The organism is Nocardia sp. NBC_01730, from assembly GCF_035920445.1.
Lineage (GTDB): Bacteria > Actinomycetota > Actinomycetes > Mycobacteriales > Mycobacteriaceae > Nocardia.
This window is the reverse complement of the sequence record NZ_CP109162.1, coordinates 8,086,641-8,102,149: the sequence shown is the minus strand read 5'-3', so window position 1 is coordinate 8,102,149 and position 15,509 is coordinate 8,086,641. Positions and strand designations below refer to the sequence as shown.

Sequence of the window (15,509 nt, the reverse complement as noted above, 5' to 3'; positions counted from 1 at the left end):
TGCCCATCCAGCTTCTCCGCCAGCGCTCTGCCCGGTCAACCGGCTGTGGCCCCGCGTCTTGTCCAGGTCAGGGACGGTAGGTAATCCGGCTGCCGGATCTTGGAGTTGACGGCGAAGTCGCGTTCGGTCTCGGCGTACTGGTTGCGTCGGCGGATGTATGCGGCGACGGCGTCGTCCTGCGCGCGTGGCGAAGCGCTAGATCTGTCACTTCGGCAGGATTCCTGTCACCGAACACGGGGTCGTCCGGCCGGGATGCGTGGACGTTGCCCGAATTCCGTTGGCAGGATGGGGTGTTCAGCGACCCATGCCGAAGAGGTACAGATGACCATCCTGGTAACCGGAGCCACAGCAAACATCGGCCGCAAGGTCGTCGACCACCTGCTCGCCCAAGGCGCCACCGATATCCGCGCCCTCACCAACAACCGGCGGAAGGCGGCGCTGCCCGCCGGGGTGCAGGTGGCCGAGGGCTCCCTGCGGCGACCGGACACCCTGCCTGCGGCGTTCGCGGGCGTGGAGCGGATGTACCTCGCGCCGACCCCGGACAGTGTCACTCAGGTGCTCGCGCTGGCCCGCGCGGCCGGCATGCGGCATGTCGTCGACCTGTCCGGCGAACCGGAGAGCTGGTGGGGCAGCGTCTGCACGGCTGTCGACGACAGCGGTCTGGCCTGGACTCACCTGTGGCCCGGCGATTTCATGGAGAACACCCTGATCTGGTCGCACCAGATCCGCGCGACCGGCGCCGTCCGGGAACCGCGGCCCAACGCAGCGAGCGCGCCCATCGCCATGGACGACATCGCCGCCGTCGCCGCCACCGCTCTGCTGACCGACGCCCATCTGGGCCGCGCCTACCCGCTGGCGGGGCCGGAGATCCTCTCCCGCACCGACCTCGTCCGGCACCTGGCCGACGCACTCGGCCGCGACATCGCCTTCCACCGGTCCTCGCGCGAGGACACCGTCACCGCCTTGACCCCCACGATGGGCGACAATGCGACCTGGTACGTCGACAACGTTCTGACCGGTTTCGACCCGCAGCCCGCAGCCCTGCCCATCACCAGTGTCCAGGACATCACCGGCCGACCCGCGACGACCTTCGCCCAGTGGGCCGACGACAACGCCGCGCGCTTCGCCGCCGTCTGACTTCGTTCAGCGGACGGGTACGTGCAGCTACGGAGCCGATGTGAACTAGGTAGATGTCGGTCGCCGCGTTGCTGCGGTTCTTTCGCCGCGACTCGGTCGCGAAGTCGTTCTTCAACTCACGCAGATCGAGCATCCCTATGGGCCCAGTTCGCTGCCGAAATCCATGGCTGTGCATGCGCCGTACTGGATCAATTCGGCTCTTGACCCGACAATCTCCGCAGGTCAGGTAGCATTTGTGGGGCGGGTGGGGCTCGAACCCACGACCAATGGATTATGAGATCAAACACTGCGAACGGTGTGCTGACCAGCAATGATACTGCTCAAAGAGAAGCAAACTCGCAAAATACATTGCTGACGGAACGGGACTGGATGTACCGACTGCGCGCCCTACAGGGCTTCCAGGTCGATCGGCACGTTGAGGTGCTCGTAGGCCACAGGGTTGTCTGTGAGGACTGGGTACCCGGTGACTTGAGCTTCCCAGGCGACGTGTGCGACGTCCGACGCGATCGGCGCGGTGGCAGTCTGGGCGACCAATGCCACACCCGGGACGATGGCTTGGCTGAGCGGAATGACTGTGAAACCGTGTGCGTCGAAGTCGGCTGGATCGGCGCCGGCCAGCACCGCGGCGTAGAGGCTAGTAGCGGGGATCACCAACGGGCGCCGCTGGCGCATGCTGATGCCAAGCACGGTTTGCGCGAAGATGCTGCGCGGTAGAGCGACCAGCGCGGACGCATCGAGGATGGTTCCGGCGGCGGTGGGCCTCATGCGGCGCCGTAGCTGCGCTGGCGGCGGTCGGCGCGGTCAAACATCGCTCGTGCTCGAGTTTCAGATTCTGCCAGTTGCTCGACGGTCGGTTCGCCGTGCTCGGCACGCCACCGTGCAACGACCTCGTCGACCGTGGTCCGGGCTTCGCCGGATCCAGCCGCGGCGGCGATGTAGGCGCTTACCGAGCGGGCCTGGCCGACCTTGACGGCGTTCTCGGCCCGCACCACCAATTCCTCCGGCAGGGTGAGGCTCACTTTCCGCGTGCTCATAACCAGAGATCCTACCTTTATCGCACCTGAGGGGCGAGCACCCCAGGCCCCTTCCTTTACGGTCCTGCATGCGAGCACGTTGCCGTACTCGCAGTGACCGGCGTAGGTGACGTGTTCCTGGAAACCCTGTATGGCGGTGTGTGCGTGCTCGTACCGTGGATTGTGTACGTGATTGCGGGAGGGGATCGAGGTGCCGCAATGACCCAGTCATCCAACGCTTTTGACCATGACGAGCGCTACCTCGAGGTAGCAGCACAACTGGTCATCGCCATGCCGGCAGGCAAAGAGTTCATCAGCGCGGACGTGCTGGACGTCATGCGCGCCAACGGGTGGCCGGAGTTGTCGGAGCCCCGCAGACTAGGGCCGATGCTGCTACGGCTACGCCACAGGGGCTACGTGGACAAAGTGGGCGAGCGTTCCACTCGCGCACGATCCCACGGGGGAGTCACCTCGGAATGGCGACGCACCACGAGAGAAGCATGAACAAGCGCACTACTCCCCTCTCGGGCAGTAACGGATCTCCCCACATGAGAAGGTAAACGACTGTGCAGGCTGGTGGGTACGTCGCGGTTCAGCGGTGGTTCTGGGCTCCCAGCTTGATTGCGGCGGCACTTTCGGATGCCTTCTCCCTCCGCGCGCAGTGAGTTTCGGAACCATCGAAATCAATCGTCCCGAGTTCGCTAACAGGACCTCGAAACAGGGCGATTTGACGGGAAGAACCATCGAGGGGAGCCCCAAGTGTCCGACCGCCAGTATCCGATGCATACCTTCCAGGGCGCCACTGGGAGCGGCCTGCCTCTCGGGATCCCCGGGCAGCGACCGCCGTGGTTCAGCTCCAACAAACAGTACGAAGCTTTCCTGAACACGATGGCCCAAGACCTCGGGCCACAATGCATTACCGCGAACAGTATCGATATCGAGCACCTAGACGAGCAACGCCGCAAGGAGCTGCTCGCTGGCCATGCGTTGCTTCCCACCCTCAAGTTCGTATGCACGACCTTCGCTCAGTTCGACGACGCGGCAATGTTTTCCCGGGTCGGCGCCTTTGAGAAGCAGTTCGTCCGCAGGCTGACTGGAACCCTCGCAGCCCAGGTCGGCAACGCCGTCAAGAACAGGTCCGTTGTGATGCCGCCGCCAGCGTTAACCCAATTAGTCCGTGAGGTCATCGAATGGTGCTCCCATGCCGATGGGGCTGCCTCGGGAGCCGCTGACGCGCATCCACCCCTGGCAATCAACGACTTCGTCCATCTCGTGTTGTCGATCAACGGTGACCAAGAACGCCAAGACGTCCCGGACTTCTTCCAATCCTGGCCACCCACTGCCGAAGAGCTCACACAGTACAACGCCGCGATGTCGGTCGATGACGACATGATGCTGCGTGAGTTTCGGCGGCAAATGGTCTCGGAGCTCGCCCGGATGCAGGCCAACGCGACTACGGTTCCCCATGTAGTCCTCGGCGACACTTACGACACCTGGTTCAAGAGCTGGCCAAAGGCAGCACCGCACGACCTGATCGGCGACGCACCCGAAGATGCGTTTCGTGCCGCTACCAACGTGCCATTGGATGAGTTCATCAGACTGGGGCTTCGACTCTGGGAACACACCAAGACCGGTGAGGTGACGTTCAGCACCGTGCCGATGGAGGGTTCGGTCGATCCCCAGGCACTGGGCATGATGCAGAACGCGGTCTCGCTGACCGTCAAGGAGTACCGGAAACGGCTTGAGCGGGAACGCAAGAGAGGATTCCTCGCTCACCGCCGCTACACCTTCACAGAGCGACCGCTGGTGCGTATCGGTGACAACGAATACCTTGCGCTACGACCGGCCTGGATGCTCGACCGCCTCTGCGGCTCCCAGCTGTACTGGCAGACGTTCTTCGACTTCGGCACCGAACAGGATCCACGCGGTGAGCAGTTCAGCCAGGCAATGAACTACGTGTTCGAGAGCAGCGTCGGGTACTTGTTCCGGCGGGTAACCCGCCGAGCCCGCTCGTTGATCACGCTGATCACCGAGGAACAGATGCAGCAAGCGTGGACACGTGGGGGCCGCACACCATCGGTGTGCGACTGGGTGCTCGTGGCCGGAAGGTACTGTCTTCTGGTCGACGCGACGAACCACTGGCTCGACGAGAAGGCAGCGCAGGGCTTCGGCGACGCAGAGGACTACCAGGAGGACACCGAGAAAGCCTTCGTCAGCAAGAAGTTCCTTCAGCTGAGGTCGACAATTGAGCTGCTCGCCGATAACGGCTGGGAGGGGTGCTCATTCGACGACCAGACGGTCTACGTTCCGCTAGTGATCGTGCCCAATGCAGGTATCCCGCCCACCGTGCTCGCTGACGTGGACTTCAAACTTCGGTCGCACTCCGTGCTCGGGCAACTTGGCAAGTTCGTGACCTCGCCGGGTGTCCTCATCTACCGCGAACTGCAGGTATTCGAAGGAGTCAGCGAACACCGCGCCCCCAAGGCCTTCGTCGAGATGATCGCTCAGTGGCGCATGCTATGCACGAAGTCGATGCCCGTCCGGCCACAGACCTTTCTCGACCTTGCTGGCACCGATCGTCCCATTGGCAAATACCCGACAATTGCGCGGTCAATGCTCATGAACAAGCTCTAGTTGCGCATACCCAGGCGACTGGTTACATGGTCCCGCGACAGCGCAACTAATCGATGAAGCTGGACAGCATTCGCATTGGTTATGGAACGATACTTCCGCGCTGGTGGTAGGCCTGTTGACCGACGACCCTGCGGTATGCGCATTGCGGAAGGCGCAGTGGGCCAGCGTCCGAGCAGCGCCCGGGTAGTCGAACTCACTCGTTCACGGACAACATAGAACGAACCGGACCGGATCCGGTCGCGCACAGCTCTTGAATATGGTGGACATAGCGGTTGCGCTGCATGTTCACTCGCCGGAACCAGCCCAAGTTCGCGATTCAGTATTGAGGAATTCTTGAAGAATTGGTGTTGACTCGGGCTGCGGCAGACTTGCCGACCGGAGTTTGGCGGGTGTTCTTGCCCCTGGGTGGGGCCGCCTGCGGCAACTCCACCGGGCAGGCCACCGGCCTGCCCGTTATAGCCTGCTCTTCGCGCGTAGAGGCTCCGGGGTCAAGGGTGGCCGCCAGGCCATCGCCGCAGGCGACGCGAAGCGCCCTTGACGCTGGAGGGGCGCGCGAACACAATGCAGGCGGTCCCACCCAGGGGCACACGGCCGTCAGGCCGTGGAAGTTCTTCCGCGAGCTACGCTCGCGCATCCAGTCGCATCACGTGGCGCGCCGTGCAAATCCGGTGTCAGGTCCCGATCCGTGGATCGGTAGACCGCCGCCGACACACACAAGCTGATCAGCTGCAAGCAGCACCGCCAGGTGCTGAAACGTCTCTTACGCAACCGCATCGCAAACCTGCCGATACCCACTCAACGCAACCAGAGTCTTTGTCTTTTCACCCCACCCCCGGTTACCTCCCTAACCTGATTTGATCTTGAATTCCTCCACCCACCCAGTCCCCAATCTCATCTTCCGTTCACGTAGTGGGAGATGAGATTGGGGACTGGGTGGGTGGAGGAATTCAACGACGCGCAGCGTCGGTTTCGCAGGTTAGGGAGGTAACCGGGGGTGGGGTGCTTCTGCGAAAAGTTGAGACAAGTTGTCTCAACTGCGAGCTGGCGTTTTACCCGGATTTTCACACCTCGGCGGACCTGCAAGATCAATTGTCAAACCAGAACCGGGCAGCAGATATCCAGCCTCAACTCTCAGCCATTTGCCGGTCGAACCGAAGGATCGCGAGACTTCCGTGGGCGGCTTCTAAGCCGCCCACGTGTAGGTTCCTGCTATCGATCGGCAATCGGTCTGGATGGCGGCGCGGTGCGCCGTGCGCGGCCTGCGGCCGCGTGTCCCTGGTGCGGGGTCGCCTGCATTGTGTTCCCGCGCCACTCACGCTTCAAGGGCGCCTGCGGCGTCGCCTGCGGCGATGGCCTGCGGCCACCCTTGACCCGTGAGCCTCTGCGCGAGAAGAGCAGGCTATAAGGGACAGGCCGGTGGCCTGCCCCCGCGGAGGCGCACGCGCCCCCGCACCAGGGACAAACAGCCCGCCGACGTTTCGGCCGGCGGGCTCATCTTGTCGAACGGATTCGCGTCGATGATCTCCTCGGCTGCAAGGTATTTGAAGAACTGTTGCAGCGACCGGTACTGACCGCGTGCGTACTCCGGCGACAGCGGCTCGCCGGTCCGCTGGTTGGGCCGCGTGAGCAGGTCTTCGATGTAGCCGCCGATGTGGGCGCGGGTGATGTCGGGTGCCGTGGTCGGCAGCTCGCGCTGTTGAAGGAAGTCGGCGAAGTACCTGATTCGGGTGAGGTAGCCGTCGATGGTCTGCTTGCTCCGGTTCTTGCGGCGCAGCTCCGTCGCGAAGTCTTCCGCAAGCTCTCGGATGTCGTCCAGATCCAGCCCCATGTCCGGATTCTACCGGCAAAATACATTGCTGTCGGAGCGCTGTTCTGGACTAACTCGGCTGTCGAGTGCAGCGTTTCCGCTGATCAGGTAGTGTTTGTGGGGCGGGCGGGGCTCGAACCCGCGACCAATGGATTATGAGTCCACGGCTCTAACCGACTGAGCTACCGCCCCTCGCCGCGGGGAATCCGCGAGCGTTGGGGATGCTACCGGGTCGGGTGGGGTGGGGACCAGTCGGATGGTCGGTGGCTCAGGGTGTGGTTGGTCCGGAAACCTTACTGGAGGGTCAGATATGGCCGGTCTGTTCATGAACGTGCTGAGGGCGCATCAGTGGGTGTATGAGCACAGCGGTGGGCTGGTGGGGCATCGGCTGCTGCTGGGGAATCCCACGTTGCTGCTGCGGACGGTGGGCCGCAAGACCGGCGGGGAGCGGACCTCGGCGCTGACGTACGGGCGCGACGGCGAGGACTATCTGGTGACGGCTTCCAACGGTGGCTCACCGCGGCCGCCGGGGTGGTTGGCGAATCTGAAAGCGAAGCCGGAGTGCGAGATTCAGGTCCGGCGGCGGAGACTGACGGTGCTCGCGCGGCCGACGCTGCCGGATGATCCGGACTACGCTCGGCGGTGGGCGATCGTCGACAAGGTGAATCGGGGCCGCTACAGCGCCTACCAGAAGCTGACCAAGCGGCCCATTGCGGTCGTGGTGCTCACCCCGTCGGCTGAGCGGGCTCAGCGTTCGCGGTAATCGCCTTCCCAGTCGTCCTCGTAGTCCTCGGCGTCACCTCCGCGCCAGGGCTCGATATCTTTCGGCGGTCTGCTGGCGAACTGCACCACAGCTACGACGATGCCGAGGACCACGATGACGGCACCGACGACTATCAGAGTCTCCACGCAGGCACCCTAGCGCCGTCACCGACGCCACGCACTACAACAATTGTCCAGTTACGGGCTAGTTCACACTGTTAACAAAGTGCGCCCTGAGGTAGCCCGGGATTCGATGAGGGCGTGCGCCCGATCGGCCTGGTCGAGCGGGAAGGTCTGACCGATGACGACCTCCAGGCGACCCGCGGCCACCTCAGCCTGTGCACGCTCGGCGACCGCGTGCCAGTCGGTGTCGGCGCCGGTAATGTCGAACAGCCCGTACACGGTGATGCCGCGCGCCGTGTACACGTCGCGATCGAGTGTGGCGAATTCACCTGCGGCGGCGCCGTATCCGAGGAACCGGCCACCGTCGGCGGTGGCCGCGAGCGCGGCAGCGCCCAGTGCGCCGCCCGCGCCGTCGAAGACTACCTGCGCTCCCCCGCTGGCGGCGTGCGCCTTCGCCGACCAGTCGGGTTCCGAGTAGTCGACCACGGCATTCGCACCTAGTCGTGCGGCCAGCTCGAGCTTCGCGGCACCGCGGGCAGCGGCGACCACGTTCGCGCCCGCTGCCCGGGCGAGCTGGATCAGCAAGGTGCCGAGCCCTCCCCCGGCGGCGGTGATCAGCACCCACTCCCCTGGTTGCACGGCGGCGCGGTCGAACACCGCCAGCGCGGTCCTGCCGTCGTGCACTAGTGCGACAGCCTGCGGCAGGCTCAGTCCATCAGGCACGGTGACCAGCGTGTTCGCCTTGGCAAGCGCCTTCTCGGCGTATCCGCCGATCGGCAGGCCGCCGCCGATCCCGCTGGCCGCGGTCGGGGTGGACACTCGCTTCCCCACCCAGGCCGGATCGACATCCGGGCCTACCGCCGCGACCACACCAGCGATCGCACCGCCTGGCACGTACGGTGGCTCGATCGCGAAGAAGTCGGTGCCCCAGCCGCCGCGCAGCCGGGTATCCAAGAACATCACATCGGCGGCCGCCACGTCGACCACCACCTCACCTGGTCCGGCCACCGGTTCCGGCAGCTCGCGCACCGCGAGCACTTCCGGTCCACCGAACTCACTGGCCTGCACAGCCCGCATGACACAACCTCCATCGTTCCTTGCCGCATCGGACACCGATCAGCATGAAACCTGAAGCGCAGTTGAGGTCAAATCGTGCGCAAGCGGGCCCGATCAGGAGCCTCCACCGCAGCTGCTGCCGCTACTGCCACCGCCGCAACTACTACTGCTCCCACCACCGCAACCACTACTGCTCCCACCACCACCGCAACTACTCCCACCGCCACAGCTGCCGCCATGGTGATGATGACCGCCCCCGTCACCGGGATTCCAGCCCCCGCTACAGCCATTCGACCGACTCGGGTCGTAGCCGCCCCCGAGACCAGCCCCACCAGCCGCCCAGAACGGGTCCGAACTGCTGGGCGCCCCACCGTAATATCCTTCGCCGCGATGTCCCGCGCGCCACGGCCCGTACGGCGGCGGAAGGTCCCGGTTGCGTTGCGAGCGGAGCACGACGAACACCACGAGCGCAGGTGTGGCCCCGAATACGACCACCATCGACACGAGGAACAGGAGAATGATGGTGGCGCTCATATCGAAACGCTAGCCGCGGAAATGCGCATGCGTACAGTGAACTGTGGCATTCTTCAGCTTCCGCAAGTCCACGATCGACCTGACGACGGTGCGCACCGTCGTCGACGCGCTGGAACTGCCCGAGGCCGTGTACAAGACCTGCCCGTGGCAGCCGCGCGAGCTGGTGGAGACCGGCCTGCGGCACTGGCTGCGCTGCTGTGGCGCCGCGATGCGCGACGACCAGGTGATCGGCATGCCGTCGCACGCGGTGGACGAGGCATGGCACGGATTCATCCTGTGCACGCAGCGCTACGCCCGGTTCTGCGCGGCAGCCTACGGTCGCTTCCTGCACCATTTCCCGGAAGGCGCTGGGCCGCCGGATAGTTCGCACGGCACGATGGCGCAACAGCTCGGCCGCACCGTGGTGGCATGGTCACTGGTGGCGGCGCCGGACGAGGAGTGTGTGCTGTGGGACCTGGACCGCAGGGTCGGCGTTGACCAGCCGTGGGGCATCGAGGCCGGGCGAGTCGAAGCCGTCGAGGCCGAACTCGCCCGGACGACGCACAACCTCACGTGAGCTTCACCGGCCTTCTCCTTGAGCGAATTGATCAGATGCGAGGCGATGGGCTCGGTGGCAGCCAGCGCAGCGGCGGGCCTGCCCAGTCGAATCGCACGTTGCGGGCATGCAGCGCCACGTCGCCCGGATCCGTGTCGGGTCGCCGCCCAGCTCTGCGAAGTAGCTTCATCGGCACTCCTCGATCTTCACTCGTCCGCGCGACCGACCGCCTCGTCCGCGCGTTCCTGCATTGCTGTAGCAAAGATCATACACATACATAGAACTTTCAGTAACACACAAATGCGGCACGAATCGCCGGGAATTAGAACGCGTTCCAGTAGGCTTTCGCTATGGAACGATTGACGGGATTGGATGCCAGCTTTCTCTATCTGGAAACCGGGACCCAGCACTTGCACGTATGCGGCCTGCTGATCCTGGACCCCTCCGCAGGGGACTACTCGTTCGACAAATTCAAGGCCGAACTCGGTCGTCGACTACCCCTGATTCCGCAGCTGCGCCGCCGGGTGTACGAGGTGCCGTTCCACCTCGACCACCCCGTCTGGGTCGAGGACCAAGATTTCGACCTGGACTACCACGTCCGCCGCATCGCGATCGCCGCACCGGCCGGCGACCGCGAGCTCGCCGAACTCGTGGGGGATATCGCAGGCCGCCCGATGGACCGCGATCGCCCGCTCTGGGAGATGTCCCTGGTAGAGGGCCTCGCCGACGGCAAGGTCGCGGTGATCTGCAAATACCACCACGCGGCGGTGGACGGCATCGCCGCCGCCAACATGATGACGCACCTGTGCGACCTGGAACCAGGCGTCACCAGGCCGGAGCCGAAGCAGGACCGGCAGCCCGAGCCGAGGCCCAGCGAATGGCAACTACTGGCCGAGGCGGTAGTGAAGTTCCCGGCGAAGATGGGGATCGTCGGCATGGTGCCGAAAACCCTCGGCGTCGTCGCCGGTTTCGCGCAGCGACGCCGAAACAACAAGACCGGCATGGCGATACCGTTCTCCGCTCCACGCACACCGTTCAATCTCGCCATAACCCCGCATCGCGCCGTCGCGTTCACCCAGGCCGAGCTCGGCGCGATCAAAGAGATCAGTTCCACGTTCGGGGTGAAGGTCAACGACGTGGTACTGACCATCGTGGCGGGTGCGCTGCGCGATTATCTGGAAAAGCACGACCATCTGCCGGATCGCTCGCTCATCGCGTCGGTGCCGGTGTCGGTCCACGAGTCGACGCGACACACCGCGGGCATCAACAAGGTGTCCACGCTGTTCGCGCGGCTCGGCACCGACATCGCCGATCCGGTGGAACGCCTTCGCCAGGTGGCCGAGGCCAATTGCGGAGCCAAAGAGGAGCACGACTTGATGGGCTCGGACTTTCTGCAGGACTGGTCGAAGTACGCTCCGCCGAACACCTTTCGGCTCGCCGCAAGGATGTACTCGTCGCTGAAACTGGCCGAGATGCACCCGGTAGTGCACAACCTGGTCGTGTCCAACGTGCCCGGTCCGCCGATGCCGCTGTATTTTCTCGGCATACGCGTGGACGGCATGTACCCGTTCGGGCCGGTATTCCACGGCGCGGGGCTGACCGTGACCGCGCTGTCGAACAACCACAAGCTGTATTTCGGTTTCATCGCCTGCAAGGAACTGGTGCCCGACATCGCCGAACTGGCCGACGCGGTTCCTGGCGTTGTCACCGAATTGCTGTCCGCGGCACGGAACTCAGTCTGATCGCCGGTCATCCGGCGGATTTTCCCCCGGCGCCCTGTTTGCCACCGCCGCCAGACCGGGCCGCCTCAGCGAATCTCGATCCGCCGCAGTAGATCTCGGGACGGCGACCGGCTTTCAACCACACCTGAGCTACTGTCGCGGGATGCGCAAACGGCGCATTTCTGTGACGTGTTGCAGACGATTTCAGAGAGACGGAGGTACCTCCATGGGTCGGTTGACCGGCAAGGTGGCGTTGATCAGCGGCGGAGCACGCGGCATGGGCGCCGCGCACGCCAAGGCACTGGTCGCCGAGGACGCGCGCGTGGTACTGGGCGACGTGCTCGACGACGAGGGTGCCGCGGTCGCCGAGGAACTGGGTGACAACGCCGCCTACCTGCACCTCGACGTGCGCGAGCCGGAGCAGTGGCACGCGGCCGTCGCCGAAACCGTGCGGCGCTTCGGCTCGCTGAACGTGCTGGTGAACAACGCAGGCATCGCCAACGGCAACCTGCTCGTCGCCTTCGAGCTCGGCGAATGGCAGCGGATTCTCGACATCAACCTGACCGGCACGTTCCTCGGCATGCAGGCCGCGACGCCCGCCATGATCGAGGCGGGCGGCGGCTCGATCGTCAACATCTCCTCCGTCGAGGGCATCCAAGGCAGCCCTGGCCTGCACGGATATGTGGCCACCAAGTTCGCCGTGCGCGGGCTCACCAAGTCCACGGCGCTGGAGTTGGCGCAGCACAAGATTCGGGTGAACTCGGTCCACCCCGGCCTGATCCGCACCCCGATGACCGAGAACATCCCCGAGGACTTCCTGCAGATCCCGCTCGGCCGCGCCGCCGATCCGTCCGAGGTCTCCGCCCTGGTGACCTTCCTGGCCAGCGACGAATCGTCGTACTCCACCGGCAGCGAGTTCGTCATCGACGGCGGCCTGACGGCGGGCATCCCGCACAAGGTCTTCGACAGCTGAAGTGTCATGCCCGGCCGTGGCGCGCGACTTTTCGGCTGCCGCGTGGACAGAATCCGACTGTGACCTTCCCTCGCTCGGCTGGACCGGCGGCGGGCCGATCGGGCGGTACTCGGGTGCGCACACTCGACCTCCGAACGAGGCCGAACACTTCGCCTGGCTCGATCGACGACGGGGCTACACGGCCGCCGGGACAGCGGGCGGCCCAGAGGCAGCGAGTCGGGCCGGTGTCGGACTCGGGTCACAGCTTGATTGGGCCCCTCGGACCGGGGTATGCGGTCGGTGTCAGCCGACAAACGATTCGGAGGTATGTCATGCCGGAGCACAAGAGCGGACCTCGGGAAGCTGTCGAAGGTGTCGTCGAGGACATCAAGGGCAAGACGAAGGAGGCTGCGGGCGTCGTCACCGGCGACGAAGACCTGAAGAAGGAGGGACGCGCGCAGCAGGACAAGGCCGAATCCCAGCGTGACGCGGCCCAGAAGGAAGCGGAGGCCGAAAAGGCACGCGCGGAAGCCGATCTCGACGAGGCGCGCCAGAGCGCGCACCAGAGCGGCAAAAACGTCTAGTTTCCGACGCGGGGGCAGGGCGGTACGACCCCTTCCCACGGAGGTGCAGCAGCGGTGACAGACACTGAGCCCACACGTCAACGGCGGGCGTGGCCGGCATTGCGCGTCGACGACTGGACTCCCACCCGCGAAACCCTGCATATGTGGACGCAGATCGTCGGCAAGATCAGACTTTCCCAGGCTCCGCTGGTCAACCACTGGTGGCAAGTCACCTTCTACGTCAGCCCGCGGGGACTGACCACCTCTGCCATTCCGCACGCTGCGGGTTCATTCGACATCGAGTTCGACTTCATCGACCACACGCTGCACATCCGATCCAGCGATGGCCGGACCCGGCAGGTTGCGCTCGAACCCAAGCCGGTAGCCGCCTTCTATGCCGAAACCATCGGCGCCATGGGCGAACTGGGCGTTCCGGTGCAGATCCAAGCCAGACCCAATGAGGTCGATCCGGCGATCCCGTTCGCCGAGGACCACGAGCATCGGTCCTACGATGCCGCGGCCGCCACCGTGTTCTGGCAGCAACTGGTCGCCGCCGACCGCGTCATGCACGAGTTCCGATCGCGCTTCATCGGCAAGGTGAGCCCAGTGCACTTCTTCTGGGGAGCGATGGATCTGGCGTGCACCAGATTCTCGGGGCGGGCAGCGCCGCAGCACCCGGGTGGCGCCCCCAACTGTGGCGACTGGGTCATGGTGGAGGGCTACTCCCATGAGCTGAGCAGCTGTGGATTCTGGCCGGGCGGCGGTGCGGAAGGTGCCTTCTACGCCTACGCATATCCGGAACCCGACGGATTCGCCGACTATCGCGTCGGGCCGCGAGAAGCCTTCTACAGCCGAGACCACCGTCAGTTTCTGCTGCCGTACGAGGCGGTGCGGACCGCCGAAGCGCCGGAGCAGGCGCTACTCGAGTTCTTTGACACAACATATGAGGCCGCCGCCGAACTCGGCCACTGGGACCGCTCCGCCCTGGAGGCCGACCCGGGGCGCTGGAACCACGAGCGCCGAATACACAACCCATCGGAGGTGCGGCCATGACCGACCGCCACGATCTGCCAGGCCCCGAACACGGGTTGATCCTGACGTGGTGGAAGATCGTCGCATCCGTCCGATGTCGATCTGATCCCGGCCCGATAGCCGAGGCCGCCGGTCCGACCCGCCGAACATAGTCACTCGAGATCCGGCTGGGCGGGAGCCGCCCTGCGCGTGCTGCCGTCGATGGTGTCTCCGACCCACACCGCATCCGGCCGCAGCCATCGCTGTACGCGGGTCGGGGCGTCGGCCGCAATGAGCATCATGACCACGAGGGTCAACCCGAATGACAACATCGCCAGCGCGGCACCGAGGCTGATACGCCCGGTCAAAGCGACGCCGAGGACCGGTGCCACCGCACCGCCGAGAGCGCCGACGTTGTAGGTGAACCCCAAGCCCGCGGCGCGATCGCGGACGGCGAAGTATCCGCCGATCCATTTCGGTAGCAGGCCGGAAATCCCCTGGCCGAACACCTGCTGGAGAAACAGCAGAACGCCGAGCAGGACCAGACTCGCGCCGCCGACAGCGAAGACGGGGAAGATCAGCAGCTGCGACAGCGCCAGGCTTACCCAGTATGCCCGCACCGTCCCGAACCGATCACCAGCGAATCCGGCAACGCAACAGCCCACGGCCGTACCGAATCCGGCGAAGAACAACACCATACTGGTGTGGCCAGGGCTGTACCCGAGATCGCTCTTCAGGTATGTGGGCAGTAGTGCCTGGATCGGCCACGAGTACAGGAACGCGGCGAATACGGTGACCATCAAGGTAATGGCGGTCGGCCAGCGGGCACCATTGAGCTGCACTGTGTACGACACGAAGACCAGTGCGGTCGCTACGGCGAGCACAGCCACCACGACGCCATGCGCCGTACTGGTGAATATCAGCAACAGTGCGGCGAACGCCACTGCGGCGAGCACGGCATTCACCGCCGCCCTACCACCACGAAACAGCACATGCAATGCCGAGGGCGACTCTTGCGGACCGACTGTGGCTTCCCAATCTCGTGACTCAGGCAGACTGCGCCGCAGCCAGACGGCGACAATGATCGGCGCGACTCCGATCAAGAACAACGCGCGCCAGCCGAAGAGGGGAACCACCAGGGCATAGGCACCGGCCGCCACTACGGTTCCGATCGAATAGCCGGAAATCAGGAACCCACTCGCCTTGTTCCGCAGCTGCGTCGGCCAGGACTCGATCACATAGGTGGAGCTGGCGCCGTACTCACCAGCCATCCCGAGCCCGATGATCAGCCGCGCGACGAACAACACACCGAACGAAGGCGCCAGCCCGCAGCCGAGGGTGCCGAGGCTGAACAGTCCGATCGAGGCCACCATGGCGGGCCTCCTGCCGTAACGGTCGCCCAGTGCGCCCAGCGCGAGACCACCCGCCCAGCGGGAGATGAACGTGGCCGACACCAGGCTCGCCGCCCGGGCCGTAGTCAGCCCGAAGGTATCTTCGACTTCGGTCAACACCAATGTGATCAGCACGAAATCGAAACCGTCGAGCAGGTAGCCGAGCCAGGCGGCGGTGAACGACTTCCACTGCCGCACATCGATCTGCCGGTACCACGGAAGTGTCCGGGCCCGAGTGGATTCCGCATCACTTGTCACGGGACTGCCCAC

The 15,509-nt window shown here is 64.8% G+C and carries 15 protein-coding genes and 1 tRNA gene; 9 read left to right on the top strand and 7 right to left on the bottom strand.

Translation table 11 applies throughout. The features are described from left to right. Positions 1-321 precede the first annotated feature (321 nt). Positions 322-1,137, top strand: coding sequence for an NAD(P)H-binding protein (locus OHB12_RS33330; RefSeq protein ID WP_327114071.1), 816 nt, complete (start codon positions 322-324; stop codon positions 1,135-1,137). A 387-nt stretch (positions 1,138-1,524) separates the two neighbouring features. Here OHB12_RS33330 and OHB12_RS33325 read toward each other — a convergent pair whose 3' ends face one another. After that, entirely contained in the window at positions 1,525-1,902 is a 378-nt protein-coding gene (locus OHB12_RS33325; protein WP_327114069.1) for a hypothetical protein, read from the bottom strand. Continuing rightward, positions 1,899-2,171 carry a hypothetical protein gene (locus OHB12_RS33320; RefSeq protein ID WP_327114067.1) on the bottom strand — a complete coding sequence of 91 codons (273 nt, stop codon included), beginning with the start codon at positions 2,169-2,171 and terminating at the stop codon, positions 1,899-1,901. Before OHB12_RS33320 ends, OHB12_RS33325 begins: the two co-directional genes overlap by 4 nt. 198 nt (positions 2,172-2,369) lie before the next feature. On the opposite strand from OHB12_RS33320, the gene OHB12_RS33315 reads away from it, so the two are divergent. Together OHB12_RS33315 and OHB12_RS33310 are read left to right on the top strand one after the other, a co-directional pair. Further along, positions 2,370-2,654 carry a hypothetical protein gene (locus OHB12_RS33315; protein ID WP_327114065.1) on the top strand — a complete coding sequence of 95 codons (285 nt, stop codon included), beginning with the start codon at positions 2,370-2,372 and terminating at the stop codon, positions 2,652-2,654. Between the two features lie 255 nt (positions 2,655-2,909). Next, positions 2,910-4,784, top strand: a complete 1,875-nt coding sequence (locus OHB12_RS33310; protein WP_327114063.1) for a hypothetical protein — start codon at positions 2,910-2,912, stop codon at positions 4,782-4,784. 1,399 nt (positions 4,785-6,183) lie between these two features. Here the strand turns inward: OHB12_RS33310 and OHB12_RS33305 are convergent. Then, positions 6,184-6,612 (bottom strand): phage integrase N-terminal SAM-like domain-containing protein, encoded by a 429-nt coding sequence (locus OHB12_RS33305; RefSeq protein WP_327114061.1) that lies wholly within the window; start codon positions 6,610-6,612, stop codon positions 6,184-6,186. 97 nt (positions 6,613-6,709) lie between these two features. After that, positions 6,710-6,783, bottom strand: a tRNA-Ile gene (locus OHB12_RS33300). Positions 6,784-6,901: 118 nt separating this feature from the next. On the opposite strand from OHB12_RS33300, the gene OHB12_RS33295 reads away from it, so the two are divergent. Continuing rightward, positions 6,902-7,354: a nitroreductase/quinone reductase family protein gene (locus tag OHB12_RS33295; RefSeq protein WP_327114059.1), complete on the top strand. Its 453-nt coding sequence runs from the start codon at positions 6,902-6,904 to the stop codon at positions 7,352-7,354. Here OHB12_RS33295 and OHB12_RS33290 read toward each other — a convergent pair. Then, positions 7,339-7,500 (bottom strand): hypothetical protein, encoded by a 162-nt coding sequence (locus OHB12_RS33290; RefSeq protein WP_327114058.1) that lies wholly within the window; start codon positions 7,498-7,500, stop codon positions 7,339-7,341. The two genes, OHB12_RS33295 and OHB12_RS33290, sit on opposite strands and share 16 nt — an antisense overlap. A 63-nt stretch (positions 7,501-7,563) precedes the next feature. Then, positions 7,564-8,553 carry a zinc-binding dehydrogenase gene (locus OHB12_RS33285; protein ID WP_327114057.1) on the bottom strand — a complete coding sequence of 330 codons (990 nt, stop codon included), beginning with the start codon at positions 8,551-8,553 and terminating at the stop codon, positions 7,564-7,566. Positions 8,554-9,109: 556 nt separating this feature from the next. Here OHB12_RS33285 and OHB12_RS33280 point away from each other — a divergent pair. The 5 genes from OHB12_RS33280 (at position 9,110) to OHB12_RS33260 (ending at position 13,890) form a co-directional block, all read left to right on the top strand. Beyond that, positions 9,110-9,622 (top strand): hypothetical protein, encoded by a 513-nt coding sequence (locus OHB12_RS33280; RefSeq protein WP_442799906.1) that lies wholly within the window; start codon positions 9,110-9,112, stop codon positions 9,620-9,622. A gap of 329 nt (positions 9,623-9,951) precedes the next feature. Continuing rightward, positions 9,952-11,343, top strand: a complete 1,392-nt coding sequence (locus OHB12_RS33275; RefSeq protein WP_327114055.1) for a WS/DGAT/MGAT family O-acyltransferase — start codon at positions 9,952-9,954, stop codon at positions 11,341-11,343. Positions 11,344-11,548: 205 nt separating this feature from the next. Beyond that, positions 11,549-12,295, top strand: coding sequence for a glucose 1-dehydrogenase (locus tag OHB12_RS33270; protein ID WP_327114053.1), 747 nt, complete (start codon positions 11,549-11,551; stop codon positions 12,293-12,295). 311 nt (positions 12,296-12,606) lie between these two features. Then, positions 12,607-12,858: a microaggregate-binding protein 1 gene (gene mbp1 / locus OHB12_RS33265; RefSeq protein WP_327114051.1), complete on the top strand. Its 252-nt coding sequence runs from the start codon at positions 12,607-12,609 to the stop codon at positions 12,856-12,858. A gap of 141 nt (positions 12,859-12,999) precedes the next feature. Further along, positions 13,000-13,890, top strand: a complete 891-nt coding sequence (locus tag OHB12_RS33260) for a DUF5996 family protein (RefSeq protein ID WP_442800162.1) — start codon at positions 13,000-13,002, stop codon at positions 13,888-13,890. A 131-nt stretch (positions 13,891-14,021) separates the two neighbouring features. Here the strand turns inward: OHB12_RS33260 and OHB12_RS33255 are convergent, their stop codons facing one another. Then, complete coding sequence (locus tag OHB12_RS33255) at positions 14,022-15,509, bottom strand: sialate:H+ symport family MFS transporter (protein WP_327114048.1); 1,488 nt, start codon at positions 15,507-15,509, stop codon at positions 14,022-14,024.